This window comes from Candidatus Erwinia haradaeae, from assembly GCF_900698855.1.
In the GTDB taxonomy this organism is placed as follows: Bacteria; Pseudomonadota; Gammaproteobacteria; order Enterobacterales; family Enterobacteriaceae; genus Erwinia_E; species Erwinia_E haradaeae_F.
In genome coordinates this window covers 547,429-570,849 of the sequence record NZ_LR217698.1, presented here as the reverse complement: position 1 = coordinate 570,849, position 23,421 = coordinate 547,429, and the positions used below count along the sequence as shown (strand labels likewise).

Sequence of the window (23,421 nt, the reverse complement as noted above, 5' to 3'; positions counted from 1 at the left end):
ACAAGATAATTTTTTCTATTTTAATTTTAATTTTTTTATTAAACTTTTAAGGTTTTACTATCATTTTATTTTATTTATATCAAGGATAGCTACATGAGTAAGTCAACAACTCCCCCGACTAACTTTATTCGTCAGATTGTTGAAGAAGATTTAGTAAACCGTAAATATAATTTAATACGAACACGTTTTCCTCCTGAGCCGAATGGATACCTACACATTGGTCATGCTAAGTCTATTTGCTTAAATTTCGGTATCGCCGAAGACTACCAAGGACAATGTAATTTGCGCTTTGACGACACAAATCCAATTAAAGAAAATATAGAGTTTATTGATTCTATTAAGCTTGATGTGCAATGGCTTGGTTTTCAATGGCATGGTAATGTTCGGTATGCTTCAGATTTTTTTGAAGAACAGCATAATTACGCCATAGAACTCATAAAAAAAGGCTTAGCATATGTTGATGAACTATCACCTGATTTGATACGACAGTATCGTGGAACTTTAAGATTAGCAGGAACCAATAGTCCGTATCGATCTCGTGGTGTAGAAGAAAATCTAAGGTTATTTTCTGATATGCGGAAAGGTAAATTTTCTGAAGGCGCTGCGTGTCTTCGTGCTAAAATTGATATGGCTTCTAGTTTTATGGTTTTACGTGATCCCGTTCTTTACCGAATTAAGTTTGTTGAGCATCACCAAACTGGTTATCAATGGTGTATTTATCCTATGTATGATTTTTCCCATTGTATTTCTGATGCTATCGAAGGTATTACACATTCTCTCTGTACTTTAGAGTTTCAAGATAATCGTCGATTATACAATTGGGTTCTAGACAATATTAGTATTTCAACACGCCCAAAACAATATGAGTTCTCACGTCTAAATCTTGAATATACTGTAATGTCTAAACGCCAATTACAACTGTTAGTAACTCAGAATCTTGTAGACGGATGGGATGATCCACGCATGCCAACTATTTCTGGTATGCGCCGTCGTGGATACACTCCGGAATCAATACGGGAGTTTTGCAGACGCATTGGTGTCACTAAACAGGATAATTTGGTTCAAATGGAAGCATTAGAATCCTGTGTTCGCGATCATCTAAATGAACATGCTTTACGAACAATGGCTGTTCTTCGTCCAATTCTAATTCATATTACAAATCTACCTAAAGATTATGAAGAAATTATTTGTATGCGATACCATCCAAACAAACCTTCAATGGGTGTTCGAGAAGTGCCTTTTACGAATGAAATCTATATTGATCAATCAGATTTTTTAGAAAATAAGATAAAAAATTACAAGCGTCTTATTTTAGGAGAAGAGGTTCGCTTACGTAATGCTTATATTATTAAAGCTGAGAACTTAGAAAAAGATAACGAAGGGAATGTTATCCGTCTGTATTGTTCATGCGATCTAAAAACCCTCAATAAAAATCCACATGATGGAAGGAAAGTAAAAGGAGTAATTCACTGGGTATCAGCGAAATATAGCTTACCTGCAGAATTCCGATTATATGAGAAACTGTTTATTTGTTCAAACCCATTGAAGAATGAGAATCTTCGTATGAGTATTAATCCAAATTCTCTTGTTATTCAAGAGGGGTTTGTTGAACTTAGCTTAAAGACTGCACAGACATCTCTTTCTTATCAGTTTGAAAGAGAGGGGTATTTTTGTTTGGATAGTATTTGTTCTATGTCAAATAAATTAGTATTTAACCGAACCGTTTCTTTGCGTAATCGCTGGTTAGAAAATAAACATGCGAATAATTCTTAGTCTAAATTAAATTTAGAATCAATAGATCTATCTAAATCTGATTCTCATGATGATGTATTGATAATGGTTAATAAATTTTATTAGATTAAAATAAGTCTAATATATCAGATTTCTCTATTTTATATCTGTACTAATATACTACAGGTATATTTATAATATAGTGCAAAATAATAAGTATATCTCACAACATTATCTAGATTAGATGTATTCTATGTTTTAGATATAAGATGAATAAAATCCCTCAGTCATTTAACAATATAAGATTAAAGTAATTTTTATATATTTGTATATATGATGATAGTATCATGAAAAATCTATCTAAGAAATGAGTCCTAATCCTACATATTAGGATTACAGAACAATATATTATTCATACCTGATGATTATATATCTCTTTCTTAAAAATGAAAAAGTATTGATTCTTTTTAGCAAGATTTTATTTATACTATAACGTCAAAAAGATAAACCAAGAATCAATCAAAGAAAATAGAATTACTTTCTATTTATCATAGTTATCATTTTAAGAATTAAGAAAACCAAGTAATTTCCTTATTATTCTCGTGTAGTTAAGATACAGAATGCTTTTTATTAAATATTAACTAGCGTGATAAATTTTGAATTATTTATGTTAGTAAATCTATATTATGATTTAAAATAATTAAGACTTATAATTCATGCTTATTTAGTATTAGAAATTTTTGGTGAATATTTAAACAGTAAAATATTAGAGTACAACTCTAATAAAAAATTTCTTGGTTAAATAGTTTATATTTGTGAAAATAAATCATCGTTTTGGATTGTAATAAAATCAAACTTTTATATTATTTAATTTTATTAAGTGATATAATCTATTCATTCTTATTACTTTAATAGATTTGAGGATCTAGGTTAGTTTTATGAAAAGATAGAGAATATAAGACTGATTATACATTTCGCTAATGTAGAAATCATATATATTTTTATACTGAAAGATAATACATTGAATTCAGTTTTTAAATTCATTTTTGGTCAGATTCTAACAGACAGTATTTATTTATATCATAAAGTTAGATTTTTTGCGAGATGTGGATTCCATACTATTAAAAGTGACATACAAGTTTACAAATGAGATTAATATAGAAAATATAAAAATCAAAAAATCATAAATTGGATAAGCTCTATATCGGAGAAAAAAGCAATACAATTGCAATGTTTTTATATTTAAGATCTATATACTATTGTAGTATCTCAGAGATGTATTGTCTCAATTATGCATACATCATAAACTATTGAGTTTAAATGATTCTTGGTGTATTGATTATTTATAAGATCAATACAGTACTTTCGTAAAAACATATTTTTTTTGAGAACATTAATGTATGATGATCGGAGTATAACTTGAATACTAAACTGGTTGATCTTCTTGTATTTCCAGAATCCATGACTTATAAAATCATAGGCACACCAAAGATCAATTTTATCAATCAAGTGATTGAAGTAGCGCAATACCATGTGCCTGGAGATTACTCACCAACGGTACTTTATAGCTCTAGAAAAAAATATTGTTCTATTTCTATTACGATTATAGTCAAAAATATTCATGAAGTAGAGCGTTTATATAATGATTTAAGCAAAATAAAAAACGTTCGTATGGTCTTTTAGTTATTCAGACAATAACTGAACTAGATGCTATAACAGCACATTTTTATATTTATTTATATAATTGCGGATTCTAATAAGAATGATTGTTTCATCTTTAGATTCTTTGATGGTTCGAAGATTCGGATTACGCCCTTGGAATACTGTAGTGCAGGATATGCATAAGTTTACCAACCAGAGAAACCAAAAGACACTTGACGAAGTTTGGTTGGTAGAGCACCCTCCAGTATTTACACAAGGGCAATCAGGCAAGATTAAGAATATATTAATATTAAATGAAATTCCAGTCATGCAGAGTGATCGGGGTGGTCAGATAACCTATCATGGTCCAGGTCAACAGATTATGTACGTAATGATTGATTTAAAGAGACGCTCCATTACCCCGCGTCAACTAATTAATTTTATTGAAAAAACGATAATTGATACATTAACCTCTTTTTCTGTTGTTTCCCATACTCAATTGGGAGCACCTGGGGTCTATGTAGATAACAAAAAAATTGGTTCTCTAGGATTGCGTATACGAAAAGGATGTTCATATCATGGTTTATCCCTCAATGTAAATATGGATCTAACTCCATTTCTTCATATCAATCCGTGTGGGTATGCAGGATTAGAAATGACTCAGTTACAAGAAAAGAAAAACAATGTGACGTTAACTGAGGTTCAACCAATATTAATATATAATTTTGCACGTCAATTATCTATCTCTCAAATACACTGGATTAAAGAAAATGAAAATTTCTTATATAAAGAAAAAAGTTAAATTGAATGCAACGCTTAATTAAGATATATTTTTTGTATAAAAATTGTTACGTTTATTTTAAATATATTTTTAATAGAAAAATCAATATCTTATACCATATCATAATTTGTATAAAATTACTATTTTCTATGATTTTATAGAGAAATAGGCTTGTATATTAATTTTATAATTTGTATTTTTTAAATACATTATGTTTTTTAGTATTATTATTATGTTCAATAAGATTGGGTATATATTAAGAAATATCATTTATAACAGTCCTTAATAATCAAGGATTGGGTATAATATTAAATTCAATTTAATTTTATTTTATGATAGAAAATTTATTCTTTTGTAGAAACTTTATTTCTATTCATTTAAAGATCTACACATAATATATTAATTAATTATAGATCAATTAATGATATAATATTTTAAATTTTTATGAAGATTGATAAGATAGTAATATGAGATGATAGATATTATCACTAAAATTTAGAAGATTATATGTAGTTGATATTTATTTTTATGTTAAATAATTTTTTAACCTTTAATAAATAGAGATTTTTTTAAACATCATATCGTGAAGCAATGGGGCCTTCGAAATAATTCTTAAGATCTATAACCTTAAGAATTATTTAAGAAGATTGTTAAGATGGAAATGAAAATATTATTAGCGCTTGTTAATAAACGCATTTATAATATTATCATGAGAATCAGATAATCTTTTCAAGTTTAGTTTAGATTAAAATAATAATAAGTTCAATTAGATTGATCAGATCTGTACTTAATGGCATGTGGAGAGATGATAAATACTATGTTTTAAGTTATGAAAATAATTCTTGTATTAATATGCCATTTACTGAAAAGATGGAATGTATTTAAAAAATATTTAAAAATTATTTATTTATAAAGCACAATACAGCTGTAATTTTTAATTCTAAATAGCTGTCTATATACTACATTTACTAGGCAAAACTAATGAGTGAAGTTCATATAACAAAAACATATATGAAAAATAATGATCAAGAGGTAATGGAAGAAACTAAAGATAATACTAGAATCATAAATTCAACAGGTTTGTTACCTAAGCCAGAGTGGATTAAAATTAAATTTTCTTCTGACTCTAGAAAAATTAAACGCATAAAAGAAGTTATACGCAAACAAAATCTTTATTCTGTATGTGAAGAAGCCGCTTGCCCTAATTTATCAGAGTGTTTTCACCGCGGTACGGCTACTTTTATGATTCTTGGTTCTGTATGTACTCGTCGTTGTCCTTTTTGTAATATAGAAAAAGGGAGGCCTTTAGCTCTTGACCCTGATGAACCAAGTAAATTAGCAAAGATTGTTAATATGCTTAGCTTGCGATATGTAGTGATGACTTCAGTTGATCGTGATGATCTACATGATGGAGGAGCTCAACATTTTGCAAACTGTATTAGTGCCATTCGTGATAAAAATCCATCTATTAAAATTGAAATTTTAGTACCTGATTTTCGCGGATGCAGACAAAAAGCACTAAGTATATTGACAAAGACCCCACCAGATGTTTTTAACCATAACCTAGAAAATGTTCCGCGTATGTATCATATAGTACGCCCAGGAGCAAATTATCATTTTTCACTTCAATTACTTGCAAACTTTAAAAAAGAAAAACCAGATATCCCTACTAAATCTGGTCTGATGTTTGGATTGGGTGAAACTAATAATGAGTTAATAGAAGTAATGAGATGTCTTCGTCAGCATGGTGTTACCATGCTCACATTAGGACAATATTTACAACCGAGTCGTAATCATTTACCTGTTCAGCGTTATGTAAGTCCAGATGAATTTATAAAAATGAAAAAAATAGCTATAAAAATGGGATTTACTCACGTAGCTTCTGGACCTTTTGTTCGATCTTCATACCTGGCTGATATGCAAGAGAAAGGACTAGAGATTAAATAAAAAAAATTGAAAAATATTAGAATTTAATTATTTTATATTTGTATAAAGGTATAATTTTAAAGATAAAAATGATAGAAAATATTTTATATGAATTCAGTGTTTAATTTTTTAAAAAATATTATTCTCTTTATTATATTGAACGCTTACTCTGTTTAAATAAAGACATCTGAAGAAATAGTAGATAGTCGGTATTTTAGTTGTTAGTCAAATTAATTTTATTAAATTATATCTAGTATATCATGAGTTATTTCTTTGATAAAATAAGTCATAGAATTTAATATCTTTTATGAGTATATACAATATCAAAATCTTTTTATATAAAATAGATTCATATGAAAATTTAATATATTTATTGGTAAAATCAATTGTTGCATTGTTCAAGATAGCATTAATTTTAATAAAGATTATTATAATTATTCTTATCGTTTATATTTTTTCTTAAATCAAAAATTTATTCTATGTTTAAAGTTATATATTAAAAGATATCTGAATTAAACGGTTTCGAGAAATACTCAGATTTTTCTAATAGAAAAATGATAACTATTTATATGATAAATGGATGAATTTAAATTATTAAGTGAAATCATATATTATTTAGTAACAATCAAAATTAGTTTTATTTAGGTAATTCTTCTGTTTTATGATAGTCGTTTATAATAATATTTCTGGTTTTTATGTATATTAAAAAATATAAATTTAAGATTTCTTCTTAATAAATCCCTTTTATTAATTATCAAAATGAATTTATATAAAATACCATAAGTAGACAATAAGTATCTTGAGAAAAACCTTATAATACTAAGCATTACATAGAATAAATTAAGAAATAGTTCCCTCATAGGTAAGAGAGAGCACATTTAATTTAATGGATGATAAAGTATAGATAATGAACTCACGTGTAGGTGAGAAAAGAATCATTATAATTACTAATGGATTTTTTGTATTACACAAATAGACGCATAAAATTCTCATTACTGTAGTTATCTTAATTTTCTAGTTAAACTTAATAAAAATGGATGTAGCTAATCAAAACTTGTATTTTATAATTTCTTTTAAGTTAAATTAGGTATCCATAATATTATCTTATAATTATAGTGAGAAAAAATAATGAAGTCGATGATATTGGTAGTATAAATTCTTATCTAACAATTTTTATTTAACTACTCTAGATGTGGGTAATAAGCGATAATTAACTTGATGAACCATTTTTATATGATAATACAATTAATATCATTTACTCTAAGATTTAGATAATTTATAATAAGATTATTGACAGAGAATTCTAATAAAAAGAAAATGATTTTTTATTATTAGAATTCTCTATAATTTTTATTATAGAGAGGATATATTCAAAAGAATATATTGATTAATATAGGTGAGCCATATCTATATATGATATTTACATATTATATCTATATATTATAGATATATATATACAGCTTAGTACTAGAATAATCTAGTTAGAAAAAATGACTACATCTACAAACTATCTTTTAAGATTTAATTTAATACTGTGTATTAAGTATCTTTTCGACCATAAATGAAAAACTAGTTGACGAACAAATAACAGATATATATGATATAATATATATTAGAGTAATGAATGATAATTGATTTAAAACAATAAAATGATTAAGTTATAAACATTGATATTAAGAATTCAACATTCCTTTTGAATGCGGGAGTGGCGAAATAGGTAAACGCACCAGATTTAGGTTCTGGCACTTTAAAAGTCTACGAGTTCGAGTCTCGTCTTCCGCACCATAATCTTAGATAATAAAAAATAAGAATGGGGTATCGCCAAGAGGTAAGGCACCGGTTTTTGATACCGGCATTCCCTGGTTCGAATCCAGGTACCCCAGTCAAATTCAGAAGAGCTAATTTATATAACAAATATAATAATAAAGTATATATCGGCTACTTAGCTCAGATGGTTAGAGCACAGCACTCATAATGCTGGGGTCACAGGTTCAATTCCTGTAGTAGCTACCAAATTTACTGGGGTGTCGCCAAGTGGCAAGGCTCTGGTTTCTGATGCCAGCATTCCGGGGTTCGAATCCCTGCACCCCAGCCAATAGCATAGATTTCTACCTATAATATCAAATTTCAATTTTTCATAAACCCTAAGCATTAAAAGATTATAGGTTAGTAAAATGCTTTCTTTCTAATAAAAGAAAGGGTAGTTTAAAATACTTCTTAATTTCTAAGAAGTTTTTCTCAAGTATTCAATATAATTTGATTTTTTTAGCTCTTATACTTATACTTATACTTATACTTATACTTATACTTATGACCTACCTAACTTCAATTGTTAGGCTATAAGATAACCTTCTATATGTCTTATAAGTTAATTTTGACTTATACTTATTATTTAGTGTTTTTATTTTAAGACAAAATAGTTTTTTATTTGGATAATTTAATATCAGATAGATATATTCCTGTGTTTTGATCAAAAAATTATATCGGGATTCTTTTAAATCGCTTATTATATATTTTATAAAGGTAAAAAATCTTGTTTTATTAAAAAATAATAGACTAGTATTATAACATCTATGAATCTTTATCTAGTTAGTTATTAGTATATGAAGATTTGCATTATTATGTTAAAAACTCTATTATATAAATACCTAGTATATGGTATTTTATCATCTTCGTTATGGTACAAATTGACAGTAGTATTTGCTAATTTAGTATATGAAGCATAAGAATCTTTAATACAATTAATGTATTAATATACGAGATAATCATTGATTATGAAAATAAAAATTAACGCATAATATATAAAAAATTATTATCGTATTATTTAAATAGATTATATGTTAATAATTAATTCATCTTTTAAAAAGATATGTTATTAATCTTATTATTTAAAGAAATTTTTTTAAAAACTATTTTCAGTAAAATTGATATTTTTGATTAGTATAGTAATCATACTAATTTTTTGAAACTTAAAAATTAATTATCAATTAAATTTATTATTATATAAAATATGCAATAATATTTATTATTTAATTAAGAAATTTATAATCATCTAATCATTAGATATTAATGTATATACTACAATATATTTATCTAATTGAGTTCTAATTATTTTCATATAATGTGGAACAATTGAATATTAATTGTATAGCACTGATGTAGTAATTACAAACATGTATAGATAAATTCTTCGTTGCCTATTCTAATATTTTAATTTGTAAAACTTATTTCTTACTAGCAGTATATAAATACTATATAAGTAAATAAATATTAAATATTTGATATATTGACATCTCTATTTTTTTTGAAGATAGAAAATTTTTCTTACTTATTTGAAATAATATTATTATATATAATAAGTCTGAATATAATTGTAGATAGCATATGGTGATTAAAAAGAAATTTTTAGTCAATTTACAAGACTATGTAAATAAAAACAATTTTTCTTGAATATCAATTAGCTCTTATTTTCTCTTTCGTAATCTTCATCTAATAATGAAGAATAGAAAATAAGATACAATTTAATCTTTAATTAGAGTGTAGACACAATCAATATTGTCCTTTATAATTAAATAATTTTACTACATATCTTCACTCAAATATCTAAGAATTATTAAGTGCAATAAAATGAATTATATTATTAATTTCTGATAAATAGTGTTATTTTATATCATACTTTTAGTTTTAAAAAAAGATAATCTTATCCAAACATAGAGATGTTGATTTATTAAAGATGTCTTTAAAATAAAAAAGAAAAAAGAAATTTATTCCAATGATTGATCACATATTTTTCTATTAAAGTAGGAAAAAGACTAAGGTTAAAGCTCTTCTAAACCAAGTTTTTTTTCTAAATAATGAATATTAGCACTGCCAATCTGGAAATTTTTATCTGACATAATATTCATTTGCAATGTGATATTAGTTTGAATACCATCAATAATTAACTCATTTAAAGCATTTTGCATGCGTGCAATAGCTACATTACGATTTTCTCCAAAAGTAATGAGCTTTCCTATCATTGAATCATAATAGAGAGGCACACTGTAACCTGAATAAACATGCGATTCCCATCGTACTCCAAAACCACCAGGTGCATGAAATCGGGTAATTTTTCCAGGACTTGGTATACAAGTAAATGGGTCTTCAGCATTAATACGACACTCTACTGCATGACCACGGACAATGACCTCATCCTCTTTGATTGATAAAGGGTGACCAGAAGCAATACACAGTTGTTCTTTGATCAAATCAATACCGGTAATCATTTCAGTAACTGGATGTTCAACCTGAATACGAGTATTCATTTCAATAAAATAGAACTGACCATCTTCATAAAGAAATTCAAAAGTACCTGCACCACGATAACCAATATCAATACAGGCTTTTGAACAGCGGTTCCCTATATAGCGTCGCATTTTCTCACTAATACCTGGAGCAGGAGCTTCCTCTACGATTTTTTGGTGACGACGCTGCATTGAACAATCTCGCTCGGCGAGATAAATAGCATTGCCATGATCATCTGCTAATACCTGAATCTCAATATGACGAGGATTCTCCAGATACTTTTCCATATAGACTTTTTCATTATTGAACGCTGCTTTAGATTCTGTTTTCGTTATATTAATTAATTGTTCTAAGTCTTTATTAGAACGAACGACACGCATGCCGCGGCCGCCTCCACCTCCAGAGGCTTTAATCATTACAGGATAGCCAATTCGTTCAGCAAAGGCCCGATTTTCATCCATATTTGCAGTCAATGGCCCATCAGATCCGGGCACTGTAGGAATACCTGCTTTTTTCATCACTGCAATTGCTGATACTTTATCACCCATTAGGCGAATTGTATCGGCCTTGGGCCCAATAAAGATAAATCCTGAACGTTCCATTTGTTCAGCAAAATCTGCATTTTCAGATAAGAAACCGTATCCAGGATGAATAGCCACGGCGCCAGTAATTTCTGCAGCGGAAATAAGTGCTGGAATATTTAAGTAGCTTTTTACTGGTTGAGGTGGGCCAATGCATACAGTTTCATCCGCTAATAGAACATGTTGTAAGTCTCGATCAACTGTAGAATGTACTGCAACTGTTTTAATACCTAGTTCTTTACAAGCGCGTAAAATACGTAGTGCAATTTCACCACGATTAGCAATGATAATTTTATCTAACATGGTTACTCTCGCTATTCGATGACGAACAGTGGTTCATCAAATTCAACAGGCTGACCACTTTCAACTAGAATTACTTTTACGATACCAGCTTGTTCGGCTTCAATCTGATTCATCATTTTCATGGCTTCAACAATGCATAAAGTATCACCAATGCTGACTGATTGACCCACCTCTACAAATGGTTGTTCATCAGGACTTGGATTACGGTAAACAGTACCAACCATAGGAGATCGGACAATATAGCCATTAATCTTCGAAATAGAAGATGCTTCTAAAATCGCCTCAGATGGAACGTTTGAATCTGTAGTAAGACTCGGTTTTTTAGTTCCTGATTCTCTTTGTATTTGCTGTAATAGAGAGTGATTAGCATGACGAAGTGCTCGACTAATACGAACCGATTCTTCACCATCAGATATCTCTAATTCAGCGATACCAGATGCCTCAACTAATTTAATTAATTTTTTAAGTTTACGAATATCCATGAGGTAGTTCCATGCTCAGTTTATGCAGATGCAAATAAATATATGCCTATAATTGGTATAGAATACAAGTATTCATGGATCCTAGTTATTTCTCATAATTTTATCAGCATACGTGTTATATAAAAAAATACTTTTAGCTAAAAATAGAATCTGTCATATATGCATGTTTGTTCTAATATAGTCAAGAATTTTGAGAGCAACAATATAATTTATCTCATCTGTTTTTTCGATACAATTCTTATACAATTAGTAATTAAAATTCATCCTAAAACTGCTAGGTTAAAATAAACTAAAACTATCATTATTCGTACTGTTACATGATATAGAATCTTAACTTGTTAATATTTGTTTAGATTTATTATATTTCTGTTGTGATTGCATTCATCTATAAAATTTTAGGATAATTCTACAAAAAATCTACAACAGCATTCTTTTATTTTCTTTTATTATCTATGATTAATATCAGCATAATACAAAATACATGGATGAAGATAGTTTGTCATCCTTTCAGATTGAATTTGCAATAAAGGTTACGCAAAAGGCAAAACTTTTCTCTGATATCTCTATGTATTACTAGAATATTCTGTTACGTTGCTTAATTAGATGAGATCTGATCCACATCTATCAAGACACGTATCTTCTGATAGGTCAGAAGAATAAAATGTTCTATTTCAATTTATTTAGTGCATATACTGATATGAATAGGATGAGCAAAGTAGTTACATCTAAACAATAGAGCATGTATATATTGTTATAATTATGTATTCATGCCGTTATTAAAGACTACAGTGTTAACAGTATTTCCCTTGATGGTAATAAGGCATACTATATCTAATATTAAAGACAAACATTAGACTTTAGAGAAAGACATTCTATATCATTCGATAATTATATCATCCATTTTGAGATATAAAATTATAATGAAAACTAAAAACTATAAATTTATTAAATTATGCATAGATTTAAAACTATGGATTTCTCTTTTTTCCGAAAAACTTTAGATTGACCGTTGGTCATGGAAGAACTAACAAGTAAGATTTAATAAAGAATAAACGTATAAGAAAAACCAGCTAATTTACTATGTAAAATATTTGAATTAATGAATGTAATGGTTAATATCCCTTTTTAATCTAGTTCATTATTTAATATATACCAAATATACATCAAGAATTCGATGGTTATAGTATAATACATAAGTATATCTCAATGATATAGTGAGCAAAACTAAGGAAAATGATACATGATCACATCAATTACATTTGTATAATATTCAATAGTAAAATACTAATATAAACTCAGATGAAAAGTTTTTTAGTAAAAATAAATTTTTAAGAGATGTTGGTAAAAAATAAAAAAATCTTCGGATTATAAGTTTAGACTTTTAACCCTAGAGAAAGAACTTATATATCTATGCTCTGTTCTTATTACAGATAAATAATCTATGATAAACACTTATAGTGTTTTTCATGGAGAAGAACAAAATGATATATAAAATTTCTGCATTATTTATATAGGTTGTTAATAAATTTGATTAATTCTTCTATATGTAGTTTTTATTTTCAGGAGGCATAATAAAATAATCGATGACCAAAAAAATAGCAGCCTATATATTTTCATTAGTTTTAAGTGGTGGAGTAGAGGCAACTACTTTACTGAATAGTTCATATGATGTCTCACGCGAACTTTTTACAGCTCTCAACCCCCCTTTTGAGCAGCAATGGAAAAAAAATAATCCTGGTGATACGCTAATTATTAAACAATCTCATGCGGGCTCCTCAAAACAAGCATTATCTATCTTGCAAGGACTTAAAGCAGATGTCGTAACTTATAACCAAGTCACTGACGTACAAATCTTGCACGATAAAGGACAACTTATTCCATCTGATTGGCAAAAGCGTTTACCTAACGATAGTTCACCATTCTATTCTACAATGGCATTTTTGGTACGAAAGGGAAACCCTAAGCACATAAAAAATTGGAGTGATTTAGTACGTAGTGATGTAAAATTAATTTTTTCTAATCCTAAAACATCGGGTAATGGGCGTTATACTTGGCTAGCTGCTTGGAGCGCATTAGATCTACTGAGTGGACATAATCACTTAAAGATAGAAAAATTTATGAAACAATTACTGCAAAATGTTGAAGTGTTTGATACGGGAGGTCGTGGTGCAACAACAACATTTATTAACAGCGAGATGGGCGATGTACTCATTAGTTTTGAATCTGAAGTCAATACGATTCGGGATCGTTATCCAAAACAAGAATATCAGGTAATTCTACCATCTATTAATATCATTGCGCATTTTCCAGTAACTTGGGTTGACAAAAATATAAGACAAAATCATACCGAAAAGGCAGCGAGATCCTATTTAGAATACTTGTATACACCAAATGCTCAAAAGATTATGACTAGTTTTTACTATCGAGTTAACAATCCTAAGTTAATGGAAAAGAATAAAAATCGGTTTCCCTGTACTCATTTTCTCAAATTAGAAGAAGTTTTTGGTAGCTGGGATCAAATTATTAAAACACACTTTGCAAGCGGTGGTGAATTAGATAAGCTTTTAGCAACGAGGCATGAGTAATTATGTGGGAATTACCAAGTAAACGAGTGCTACCTGGGTTTGGAATTAGCCTTGGTTTCAGTATTTTTTTCATCTGTCTAATCTTGTTGCTTCCTATTAGTGCATTATTGATGCAACTTTCAAAAATGACTTTAGTAGAATATTGGGATGTAATATCTAATCCACAAGTATTAACTGCATATAAAGTCACGTTTATTTCTGCCGGACTTGCATCAATATTTAACGCTTGTTTTGGCATGCTAATGGCTTGGATTCTCACACGTTATAATTTTCCGGGTCGTAATTTATTAGATGTTTTTGTAGACCTACCATTTGCGCTTCCTACAGCCGTGGCGGGCCTGATATTAACTGAATTATTTTCTGTTCATGGTTGGTATGGTAATTTATTGTCATGTTTCGGTATTAAAGTTTCTTATACTTGGTTAGGTATTTCTATAGCAATGGCATTCACTAGCTTGCCTTTTGTAATACGCACTGTACAACCGGTCCTGGAAGAATTAGGTCCAGAATATGAAGAAGCTGCTGAGACACTTGGATCTTCTCCTAAAAAAAGTTTTTACCGCGTGGTTCTGCCAGAATTGGGTCCAGCACTTCTGGCAGGAACTGTGCTTTCTTTTACCCGTAGTTTAGGGGAATTTGGTGCAGTGATTTTTATTTCAGGTAATATTGCATGGAAAACTGAAGTTACATCTTTGATGATTTTTGTACGGCTGCAAGAATATGATTATCCAGCGTCTAGCGCTATTGCCTCAGTAATTTTAGTAACCTCTCTATTCCTTTTAGCTTTAACTAACGTCTTACAGAACCGGCTTGGAAAACGGATTGGAGGACATTAATGTCAGACGTAATAGGAATCTTACACACTAAACGCTCTTCTATTTCTCAAGGATGGAAATGGATTCTGATAGGTACAGGTATAGTAATTTCTTTGTTCTTATTAGCAGTTCCGTTGATAGCAATTTTTTTTACTGCTTTCTCTGGAGGATTATCTGAAACATTAAGAAATTTAAGTGATTCTAATATGCTACATGCTATTAGTTTAACATTATTGATTGCAAGCATTTCCGTACCAGTCAATGTGGTATTTGGAACGTTATTAGCTTGGTTAGTTACACGTTTTTCCTTTCCTGGTCGTCAACTAATATTGACGTTATTTGATATTCCATTTTCTGTTTCACCAGTAGTAGCGGGTTTAATGTATTTGCTATTTTGGGGTATGAATAGTCCCGTTGGAGGATGGTTAGATGTTCATAATATTCAACTGATGTTTTCGTGGCAAGGCATGGTGCTTGTGACTATTTTTATTACTTGTCCATTCGTAGTGCGTGAATTAGTGCCAGTTATGCTCAGCCAGGGTAAACATGAAGATGAAGCAGCGATACTATTAGGGGCATGTGGTTGGCAGATGTTCTATCATGTAACTTTACCAAACATTAGATGGGCATTGCTCTATGGTGTTGTTTTAACTACAGCACGAGCTATTGGTGAATTTGGAGCTGTATCAGTAGTCTCTGGATCAATTCGAGGTGAAACTTATACAATACCATTGCAAGTTGAATTATTAAATCAAGATTATAATACCGTTGGTGCTTTTAGCGCTGCCGCATTATTAACTATGATAGCAATATTAACACTTTTATTGAAAAACGTATTTCAATGGAAATTAAAAAATCGATGATCATATATGACTAGGGAGGGGGGGGATGAGTATTACAATTAGTGATATAAATAAATTTTTTGGCTGTACACAGGTTCTGAATAATATATCTCTAGATATATCTTCTGGAGAGCTTGTAGCGTTATTAGGTCCTTCTGGATCAGGAAAAACGACACTATTACGCATTATTGCTGGTCTCGAGAGTCAGAATACGGGTTATTTAAGTTTTCATGGTCAAGATGTTAGTCGAGTGCATGCACGTGACCGACAAGTTGGTTTTGTTTTCCAAAATTATGCGCTATTTCGTCATATGACAGTATTTGATAATATAGCTTTTGGATTAACTGTTCAACCAAAACGAAAGCGACTTTCATCAAGTTCTATTCGAAAAAAAGTTACAGAACTTTTAGATATGGTACAGCTAGGTCACTTAACAAATCGCTTTCCATCTCAGCTCTCAGGTGGACAAAAACAACGTGTTGCTTTAGCTCGTGCACTTGCAGTAGAGCCACAAATCTTGTTACTAGATGAACCCTTTGGAGCTCTAGATGCGCAAGTGCGTAAAGAATTACGTCGTTGGTTACGCCAGTTACACGAAGAAATAAAGTTTACTAGTGTATTTGTTACCCATGATCAAGAGGAAGCTATGGAAGTCGCCGATCTCATAGTAGTTATGAGTCAAGGTCACATTGAGCAAGTCGGTACACCTGATCAAGTATGGAGTAATCCTAAAACTCGCTTTGTTCTAGAATTTTTAGGTGAAGTTAATTGTATTGAAGGAAATATAGATGGCTCTCAGTTTCAAGTAGATCTATATTCGTGGCCTCTTATTAAGACCACAACCTATCAAGGTAAGGTTCAGCTTTTTTTACGACCATGGGAAGTAGATATTAGTCGTCATAAAACTCTTAAAACTCCTCTACCAACTCGCATATTAGAAGTTAGTCCACGTGGGCACTATTGGCAATTAGTTCTTGAACCAAACACATGGAGAACTGAACCGTTAAGTGTAGTTATGAAAGAGGTGGAATCCTCACCTAAACGGGGTGAATGTATATTTGTTGGTTTGCAGAATGCACGTTTATATCATGGAAAACAAGCCTTATAAACAACGCAGAGATAATTTTATAAATCACTAATATCTATATTAATACAAATATATGTGTTATTATTAATATAAATTTTTACTTATTTTATAATAACACTTTAGAAGTTTCTCTTTATATTTAAAGAGAGTCACTGAGATTTAGTACAAATTATTTCAATGATTTTGATAGATCACAAACTTTTCCTTTTTCCATAAAAGGAAAAATATCTCATTCGATATGTCAAACTATAAAAATAGTTTATTACATATGATAGTTTGTATTCATAATTCTAGATTAATGGTCGATGGCCTGTATAATCAAGCCATAATGCTATTCAAATCTAGATAATGTATTTTTTCAAAATTATTTTTAATATGAGAAAAGAGAATAAGAAAATAAACTAATTCAGAGATATATATTAATAGACTGTGTTCTATGTATAATTAGGACTAATTAATGTTATTTAGTATTATTTTAATTTTAAATTAACATACAAACTTGTAATAGTATTGAATGAACTTCTCGCCATAAAGTGATGAATATATTTAGATAACTGTATTTTAATAGAAAAATTAAGATAGACTATTTTCTATGTTTTAACGTAACCTCACTAAAGACAGATATCAATCTTAATTAATAAGATAGATTTTATAACATGGTTTTTTATACAGACATTAGACTATCACTAGATAATACACAGATAAGAAGCGGCATAAAAATTTATCCATTACTTATATTATGAAAAGATTATATTTCAATAGTTGATCTAAATCATAGTTAGTCTGAATTTGTTAATTCAAGTATTGATTGAAATCGTTTTATATAGAAAGTATAAATACATATACTAAATTTACTTCTATTTTATGTGGATATTATGCAATAGAATTTGAATCTATTATTAATATTATCTATTGTTATTATAGATAAAACCAGATAATTTAATTTTGCTCTAAGAAACAATTAGAGTCTTTGTTTTAAATCTTTTAAATTAAAAGGATATTTTATATTTTGTATTATTATATAGATATATGTAGTCAGAAATGCTCTATATGATTACTACTATAAGTATATACTGAAGATATCCTGAAACGCTCAATTATAGAAAATTAGATTTATATCTATGAAAAAATAGAATGGAACATTACAATATATTTAGATTTTAATCATTCTTAAGATTAAATTCATTTTAATAACTCTTTTTAGTATTGCATCTAAACATACAACACTATGTCATTAGTCACATATCAGTAATCAATAATTACTATATTTTCGTTTTTTTATATTGATTGTATTTCACCATCAAGCATATAAAATCATATTTTTAAATGATCGGTGTAATTAACAAGCATATAAACTTGTTTTGATTGGTATTAGTATTTATTAATTCTTACCAGGTATAGTATAACCGATGCCTCTAGAATAGAAAAACCAGTTATATATACGATATCATATCTAAATATATGATCTTAAATCATATCTAATTATTTAAGCGTGCTTAAAAAGACCAAGATTAAGAATCTATATCTTTAACCATAAAACTTTTAAAACCTATATCCTCAAGGAATATTATTATGCGCACTGAATATTGTGGATCTCTTAATTGTTCGTATATAGGACATAAAGTTATACTATGTGGTTGGGTGCATAGTTATCGTAATCTTGGTCGTCTTATTTTTATTGATATGCGTGATCGTGAGGGGTTAGTACAAGTATGTTTTGATTTAACTAACCAAGAGATTTTTCTTATAGCCACCACATTGCGTAATGAATTCTGTATCAAAGTCACTGGCATTGTTCGGAATCGTGATGAAAAAAACAAAAATAATAGAATCATTACCGGTGATATTGAAGTATTTGCCACTGACTTGACTGTTTTTAACGAATCCGAACCTCTTCCATTAAATCTTAATGAAGAAAACAGCGAAGCGGTACGATTAAAGTATCGTTATCTTGACTTACGTCGTCCTAACATGACAAATCGATTGAAAATCCGGGCTAAGGTTACTAGTTTAATCCGTAAATTCATGGAAGGTTCGGGTTTCATTGATATTGAAACACCGATATTAACTCAATCTACACCCGAGGGTGCTCGAAATTATTTAGTTCCAAGTCGTATTCATTTTGGTAAATTTTATGCCTTACCGCAATCACCTCAGCTATTTAAACAAATATTAATGATCTCGGGATTTGATCGTTATTATCAAATTGTCAAATGTTTTCGTGATGAAGACCTTCGTACAGATCGTCAGCCTGAATTTACTCAAGTTGATGTAGAAGTTTCATTTATGAATTCAAAAACAATTCGAATTATAATGGAGCAACTCATACGTACTTTGTGGATCGATATTAAATCAATAGATTTAGGTGAATTTCCTATTATGACTTTTTCCGAGGCACACCAACGCTATGGTTCTGATAAACCAGATTTACGTAATCCTTTAGAATTAGTGGATATTTCTGATCTACTTAAAAAAGTTGAATATCACATTTTCTCTGAACTTTCTAACAGAAAAGGGAGTCGTGTAGCGGCACTTCGCGTTCCAGGTGGATCTAGCATTAGTCGTAAACAAATCAAGACTTATTCTCAATCTCTTCCAATTCAAGAAAAAACTGATCTTACTTGGATAAAATTAATACCAGATACTAATAGTGACTTGAAAATTATTGGTCCATTAGTTTCATGTATTCCTTCTCAGATTCTTAAAGAAATAATTCAGCAAACTCAAGGGGTTTTAGGAGATATTATTTTTTTATCTGCAAGTACTAAAGAAAAAGTTTCTAACATCTTGGGCCCACTACGTCTAAGATTGGGGTCTGAATTAAAAATTACTAATTATGCTTCTTGGGCACCTCTGTGGTTGATTGACTTTCCAATGTTTGAAAGTGATGGGAAAGGGGGCTTTGTGGCTATGCATCATCCATTTACTTCTCCTAAAGATATATCGCCAGATGAATTACGGCGTCTACCAGAAACAGCGATTTCCGATTCATATGATATGGTAATAAATGGTTATGAAATATGTGGTGGCTCTGTGCGTATTAACAATTTAAAGATGCAGAAAACAGTATTTGATATACTTGGGATGTCTGTAGCAGAACAACATAAAAAATTTGGATTTTTTCTAGATGCTTTAAAGTTTGGTGCTCCTCCACATGCTGGATTAGCTTTCGGACTAGATCGATTAATTATGTTATTAACTGATTCGGATAATATACGAGATGTTATTGCATTTCCTAAAACAACTTCAGCGTCTTGCCTGATGACTGAGTCTCCGCAAACACTTAATGCAGTGGTATTAAGTGAATTAGGACTAGAAGGATTACAACAATTAAATGATGTGCAATAATAGATAGGAAAGGAAGCGTATCAGTTATTCGGTATACATTCTGATACCATTACTATAGATATAGGGTATTTTATATATATTTTATGAGATTTACAGAATATCCTTAGTACATATTATACAAAATTATAACTTCTTATCGACTTATGAGAAATGGGTTGATGGGCATAAGAAATAATTTCTATAAAAAGATGAATTTCTATAATTATTTTCTTCAATCTCTTTTATTAAAGAGTATTTTAAAATTTATTTAAGGTTATACAGCTAATACAGGATCCTCATAATGTTACCATTCTGCATTAATTCAATGATAAATGAAAAATTATGTTATTAATAAAAAGATTATTAACAATAGTATCAACATATCAAATGTACAGTATAGTTTTATGTTATATCACTGACGATAGATTTGTAAAGCGCGCACTTCTAAAAGAAGCTATCTTAAATACAAAAATTCATAGACATAGATTGTAGTGTGTTATTAGATTTAAAATCTCATTATAAAGAGACTAATTAAAATTAGTTAATAATACTTACTGAATTTTCCATTGATACCCTTATATAGCTATACAAGTTAAAAATGGAGAAATCCTATCTGTATAGGAGTTGCGCTACTTACATTGATATGATCGATATCATATAGTATTAATGATTTATAAAATATTAGATTACAATAACTTTAACTTCATACATAATCATAATCTTTATCTTGTCAGTATAAGATATAAAATCTTATCTTTTTTAAGATAAGTAATGTGATGTCTAAACTAATCTTCATCTAATCATTGTGTAAATATATAAATACAAGGCATCAATTATGGTGATAGCTAAACTCATATAGCTTAGTATATAAAGTCAAAATTATATAGATGTTTATAGGTTATTATGTTTAATTTGATTATGTAAATTATTAAAAATTTTCCTTCTGATATTATGAGAAAATAAATATTTTATTTTCTAGAAATATTTAGAAAATTTGTTCTTTTTTAATTTTTAGCTCTTCTGAAAATAGAAAAGAGATCTATAAAAAAAGAATTAATGGTACAACTTCTAGTTATTTTCTCCTCCATTGAGTACCTTCTATGCCATCCTCTAAAAGGATGCCTAATTCACTTAAAGACTTTCTAGCAGTATCAGCTTTATTCCAATCTTTCTTTTTACGCGCTTCAATCCTAACCTGAACAAGCTCTTCAACCTTTAAAAGTGTGTTATTACTAAATACCGTATTACTTTTTTTTAAAAAGTGTTCAGGTTTTTGCTCTAATAAACCAATAATATTACCTAATATACGCAGGCGTGTAGCTAAGTTATTTGCTTTTATTGGATTTTTTATTTTATTAGAATTAATTTCTCGAGCTAAATTAAATAGAACTGAATAAGCTGCAGGAGTATTGAAGTCATCATTCATTAACTGATGAAATTTAGTCTCAAATTCTATATCTGTTTCCAAATAACTGCTAGTATTTGTATTACGTAATGCAATATATAAACGTTGTAAAGAGAAGCGCGCTTGATGAAGATTAACTTCATTGTAATGCAACTCACTTCGATAGTGTGAAGACATAAGAAAATAACGTATAGTTTCTGCATCGTAACGTTTTAATATATCGCGTACAGAAAGAAAATTATTTAATGATTTTGACATTTTATCACGATTAATAATCATGATGCCAGAATGAATCCAGTAATTAACATATGGAGTGTCATATGCAGAGGTAGACTGTGCCAATTCATTTTCGTGATGTGGAAATATAAGATCTGATCCACCTCCGTGAATATCAAAGTGATCTCCTAAATATGTATAATTAATTGCAGAACATTCTATATGCCATCCAGGACGTCCTGGACCCCATGGAGATGGCCAACTTGGTTCATTATCTTTAGAAACTTTCCACAATACAAAATCAATTGGATTACGCTTTATATTATCGATTAATTTTACTCGTATACCAGCTTGTAGATTCATAGGAACTTGTCGTGATAAAAGACCATATTTCAAGTCTTTTTTGATTGAAAACATTACATCACCATTTTTTGCAAGATAGGCGTACTTCAATATAATCAGTTTATGCACTAGTTCGATGATTTCTTTAATATGATGTGTTACACGTGGTTCATGAGTAGGTGGTAAAATATTTAATGCAGAAAAATCTTGATGCATCTTATTAATTAAATTTTGTGTGAAATGTTTAATATCCTTGCTATCTTGAAAGGAGCGTTGAATGATTTTATCATCAAGATCAGTGATATTACGTACATAGTTTAGTTGATATCCAATATAACGTAAATAGCGTGCTATCATGTCAAAAGCAACAAAGGTTCGAGCATGTCCAAGATGACAGGATCCATCAACAGTCATACCACATACATACATACCCACTTTACCATGATGTATAGGTTTAAATATCTCTTTTCTGCGAGTTAAGGTGTTAAAAATCTTTAACATAGAAACATCCCATCTTTAAACGTATTTTTATGGATATTGTTAATTTTTATGAACATAATTTAATAGAACTATCTTATAGATTCATCAGAAATTAAATGTCGTTGCACTTTGATTTAAACTATCGAGAAGATTCTATATAATGAAAATCTTATGTATTAGAAATATTTTCTATAATAAATCAGATTTCATGTCTAATTTCAACAAGCTTCTTTTTTGGTGGAAAACGCTCTATGATTCCTTTAAGGATTAACTTAAAAACATACTGTGTAGGCTGAAATGATATTTCTATTAAAATTTTCTTAGAAATTACTATCTATACATGGATAGAAGATCCTATCTAGGAAATGCATTTGATGTTGAACAGCCAATCTTTTACGATACAATCGTTTAAATTATTTAAAATTTTAACCATGAGATTGTTTAAAAATCAACTTCCTTAACATAAAACTAGGAAATGAATGATATTATGTATGCTTTATAAAAAATCCGATAATATATAGGTACCAATTATTTCTAATTCTACTATAAGTTCTATGTTTCTAATACAATCAATTAAAACCTAACTTTTAAAA

Annotated in this window: 12 protein-coding genes and 4 tRNA genes; 13 read left to right on the top strand and 3 right to left on the bottom strand. The window is 29.2% G+C overall.

Going from position 1 to position 23,421, the window contains the following annotated elements; genetic code table 11:
• Positions 1-93: 93 nt before the first annotated feature.
• From glnS to HACICURT3053_RS01690, 8 genes are all read left to right on the top strand, one after another.
• Positions 94-1,773, top strand: a complete 1,680-nt coding sequence (gene glnS, locus HACICURT3053_RS01725; RefSeq protein WP_157992022.1) for a glutamine--tRNA ligase — start codon at positions 94-96, stop codon at positions 1,771-1,773.
• A 1,377-nt stretch (positions 1,774-3,150) separates the two neighbouring features.
• The gene (gene ybeD / locus HACICURT3053_RS01720; protein ID WP_157992021.1) at positions 3,151-3,414 is read left to right on the top strand and encodes a DUF493 family protein YbeD; all 264 of its coding nucleotides are present in this window, start codon (positions 3,151-3,153) and stop codon (positions 3,412-3,414) included.
• 79 nt (positions 3,415-3,493) lie between these two features.
• Positions 3,494-4,174: a lipoyl(octanoyl) transferase LipB gene (gene lipB, locus HACICURT3053_RS01715; RefSeq protein WP_157992020.1), complete on the top strand. Its 681-nt coding sequence runs from the start codon at positions 3,494-3,496 to the stop codon at positions 4,172-4,174.
• A gap of 1,014 nt (positions 4,175-5,188) precedes the next feature.
• Positions 5,189-6,100 carry a lipoyl synthase gene (gene lipA, locus HACICURT3053_RS01710; RefSeq protein WP_269472366.1) on the top strand — a complete coding sequence of 304 codons (912 nt, stop codon included), beginning with the start codon at positions 5,189-5,191 and terminating at the stop codon, positions 6,098-6,100.
• Positions 6,101-7,778: 1,678 nt separating this feature from the next.
• Positions 7,779-7,864, top strand: a tRNA-Leu gene (locus tag HACICURT3053_RS01705).
• Positions 7,865-7,890: 26 nt separating this feature from the next.
• Positions 7,891-7,962 (top strand) — tRNA-Gln (locus HACICURT3053_RS01700).
• 53 nt (positions 7,963-8,015) lie between these two features.
• Positions 8,016-8,092: transfer RNA gene (locus HACICURT3053_RS01695), tRNA-Met, on the top strand.
• Between the two features lie 7 nt (positions 8,093-8,099).
• Positions 8,100-8,174: transfer RNA gene (locus tag HACICURT3053_RS01690), tRNA-Gln, on the top strand.
• Positions 8,175-9,897: 1,723 nt separating this feature from the next.
• On the opposite strand, the gene accC is transcribed toward HACICURT3053_RS01690, so the two are convergent.
• Positions 9,898-11,247 carry an acetyl-CoA carboxylase biotin carboxylase subunit gene (gene accC, locus HACICURT3053_RS01685; protein ID WP_157992018.1) on the bottom strand — a complete coding sequence of 450 codons (1,350 nt, stop codon included), beginning with the start codon at positions 11,245-11,247 and terminating at the stop codon, positions 9,898-9,900.
• A gap of 11 nt (positions 11,248-11,258) precedes the next feature.
• Positions 11,259-11,729, bottom strand: a complete 471-nt coding sequence (gene accB / locus HACICURT3053_RS01680) for an acetyl-CoA carboxylase biotin carboxyl carrier protein (protein ID WP_157992017.1) — start codon at positions 11,727-11,729, stop codon at positions 11,259-11,261.
• A 1,583-nt stretch (positions 11,730-13,312) separates the two neighbouring features.
• Between accB and cysP the strand changes: the two genes are divergently transcribed.
• From cysP to aspS, 5 genes are all read left to right on the top strand, one after another.
• The gene (gene cysP / locus HACICURT3053_RS01675) at positions 13,313-14,314 is read left to right on the top strand and encodes a thiosulfate ABC transporter substrate-binding protein CysP (protein ID WP_157992016.1); all 1,002 of its coding nucleotides are present in this window, start codon (positions 13,313-13,315) and stop codon (positions 14,312-14,314) included.
• Between the two features lie 2 nt (positions 14,315-14,316).
• Positions 14,317-15,150, top strand: coding sequence for a sulfate/thiosulfate ABC transporter permease CysT (cysT, locus tag HACICURT3053_RS01670; RefSeq protein ID WP_157992015.1), 834 nt, complete (start codon positions 14,317-14,319; stop codon positions 15,148-15,150).
• Positions 15,150-15,992, top strand: coding sequence for a sulfate/thiosulfate ABC transporter permease CysW (gene cysW / locus HACICURT3053_RS01665; protein WP_157992014.1), 843 nt, complete (start codon positions 15,150-15,152; stop codon positions 15,990-15,992). The genes cysT and cysW overlap by 1 nt, the downstream gene beginning before the upstream one ends.
• Positions 15,993-16,017: 25 nt before the next feature.
• Positions 16,018-17,079 carry a sulfate/thiosulfate ABC transporter ATP-binding protein CysA gene (gene cysA / locus HACICURT3053_RS01660; protein WP_157992013.1) on the top strand — a complete coding sequence of 354 codons (1,062 nt, stop codon included), beginning with the start codon at positions 16,018-16,020 and terminating at the stop codon, positions 17,077-17,079.
• 1,551 nt (positions 17,080-18,630) lie between these two features.
• Entirely contained in the window at positions 18,631-20,406 is a 1,776-nt protein-coding gene (gene aspS, locus HACICURT3053_RS01655; RefSeq protein WP_157992012.1) for an aspartate--tRNA ligase, read from the top strand.
• 1,051 nt (positions 20,407-21,457) lie between these two features.
• Here aspS and cysS read toward each other — a convergent pair.
• On the bottom strand, positions 21,458-22,849 hold the full coding sequence (gene cysS / locus HACICURT3053_RS01650; protein ID WP_157992011.1) for a cysteine--tRNA ligase: 1,392 nt from the start codon (positions 22,847-22,849) through the stop codon (positions 21,458-21,460).
• Between the last annotated feature and the right edge of the window lie 572 nt (positions 22,850-23,421).

What these genes read in the sequence shown, in the direction of transcription:
- glnS (WP_157992022.1), top strand. Translation starts at nt 94, where the DNA reads ATGAGTAAGTCAACAACTCCCCCGACTAACTTTATTCGTCAGATTGTT.
- lipB (WP_157992020.1), top strand. Translation starts at nt 3,494, where the DNA reads ATGATTGTTTCATCTTTAGATTCTTTGATGGTTCGAAGATTCGGATTA.
- lipA (WP_269472366.1), top strand. Translation starts at nt 5,189, where the DNA reads ATGGAAGAAACTAAAGATAATACTAGAATCATAAATTCAACAGGTTTG.
- accC (WP_157992018.1), bottom strand. Translation starts at nt 11,247, where the DNA reads ATGTTAGATAAAATTATCATTGCTAATCGTGGTGAAATTGCACTACGT.
- accB (WP_157992017.1), bottom strand. Translation starts at nt 11,729, where the DNA reads ATGGATATTCGTAAACTTAAAAAATTAATTAAATTAGTTGAGGCATCT.
- cysP (WP_157992016.1), top strand. Translation starts at nt 13,313, where the DNA reads ATGACCAAAAAAATAGCAGCCTATATATTTTCATTAGTTTTAAGTGGT.
- cysT (WP_157992015.1), top strand. Translation starts at nt 14,317, where the DNA reads ATGTGGGAATTACCAAGTAAACGAGTGCTACCTGGGTTTGGAATTAGC.
- cysW (WP_157992014.1), top strand. Translation starts at nt 15,150, where the DNA reads ATGTCAGACGTAATAGGAATCTTACACACTAAACGCTCTTCTATTTCT.
- cysA (WP_157992013.1), top strand. Translation starts at nt 16,018, where the DNA reads ATGAGTATTACAATTAGTGATATAAATAAATTTTTTGGCTGTACACAG.
- aspS (WP_157992012.1), top strand. Translation starts at nt 18,631, where the DNA reads ATGCGCACTGAATATTGTGGATCTCTTAATTGTTCGTATATAGGACAT.
- cysS (WP_157992011.1), bottom strand. Translation starts at nt 22,849, where the DNA reads ATGTTAAAGATTTTTAACACCTTAACTCGCAGAAAAGAGATATTTAAA.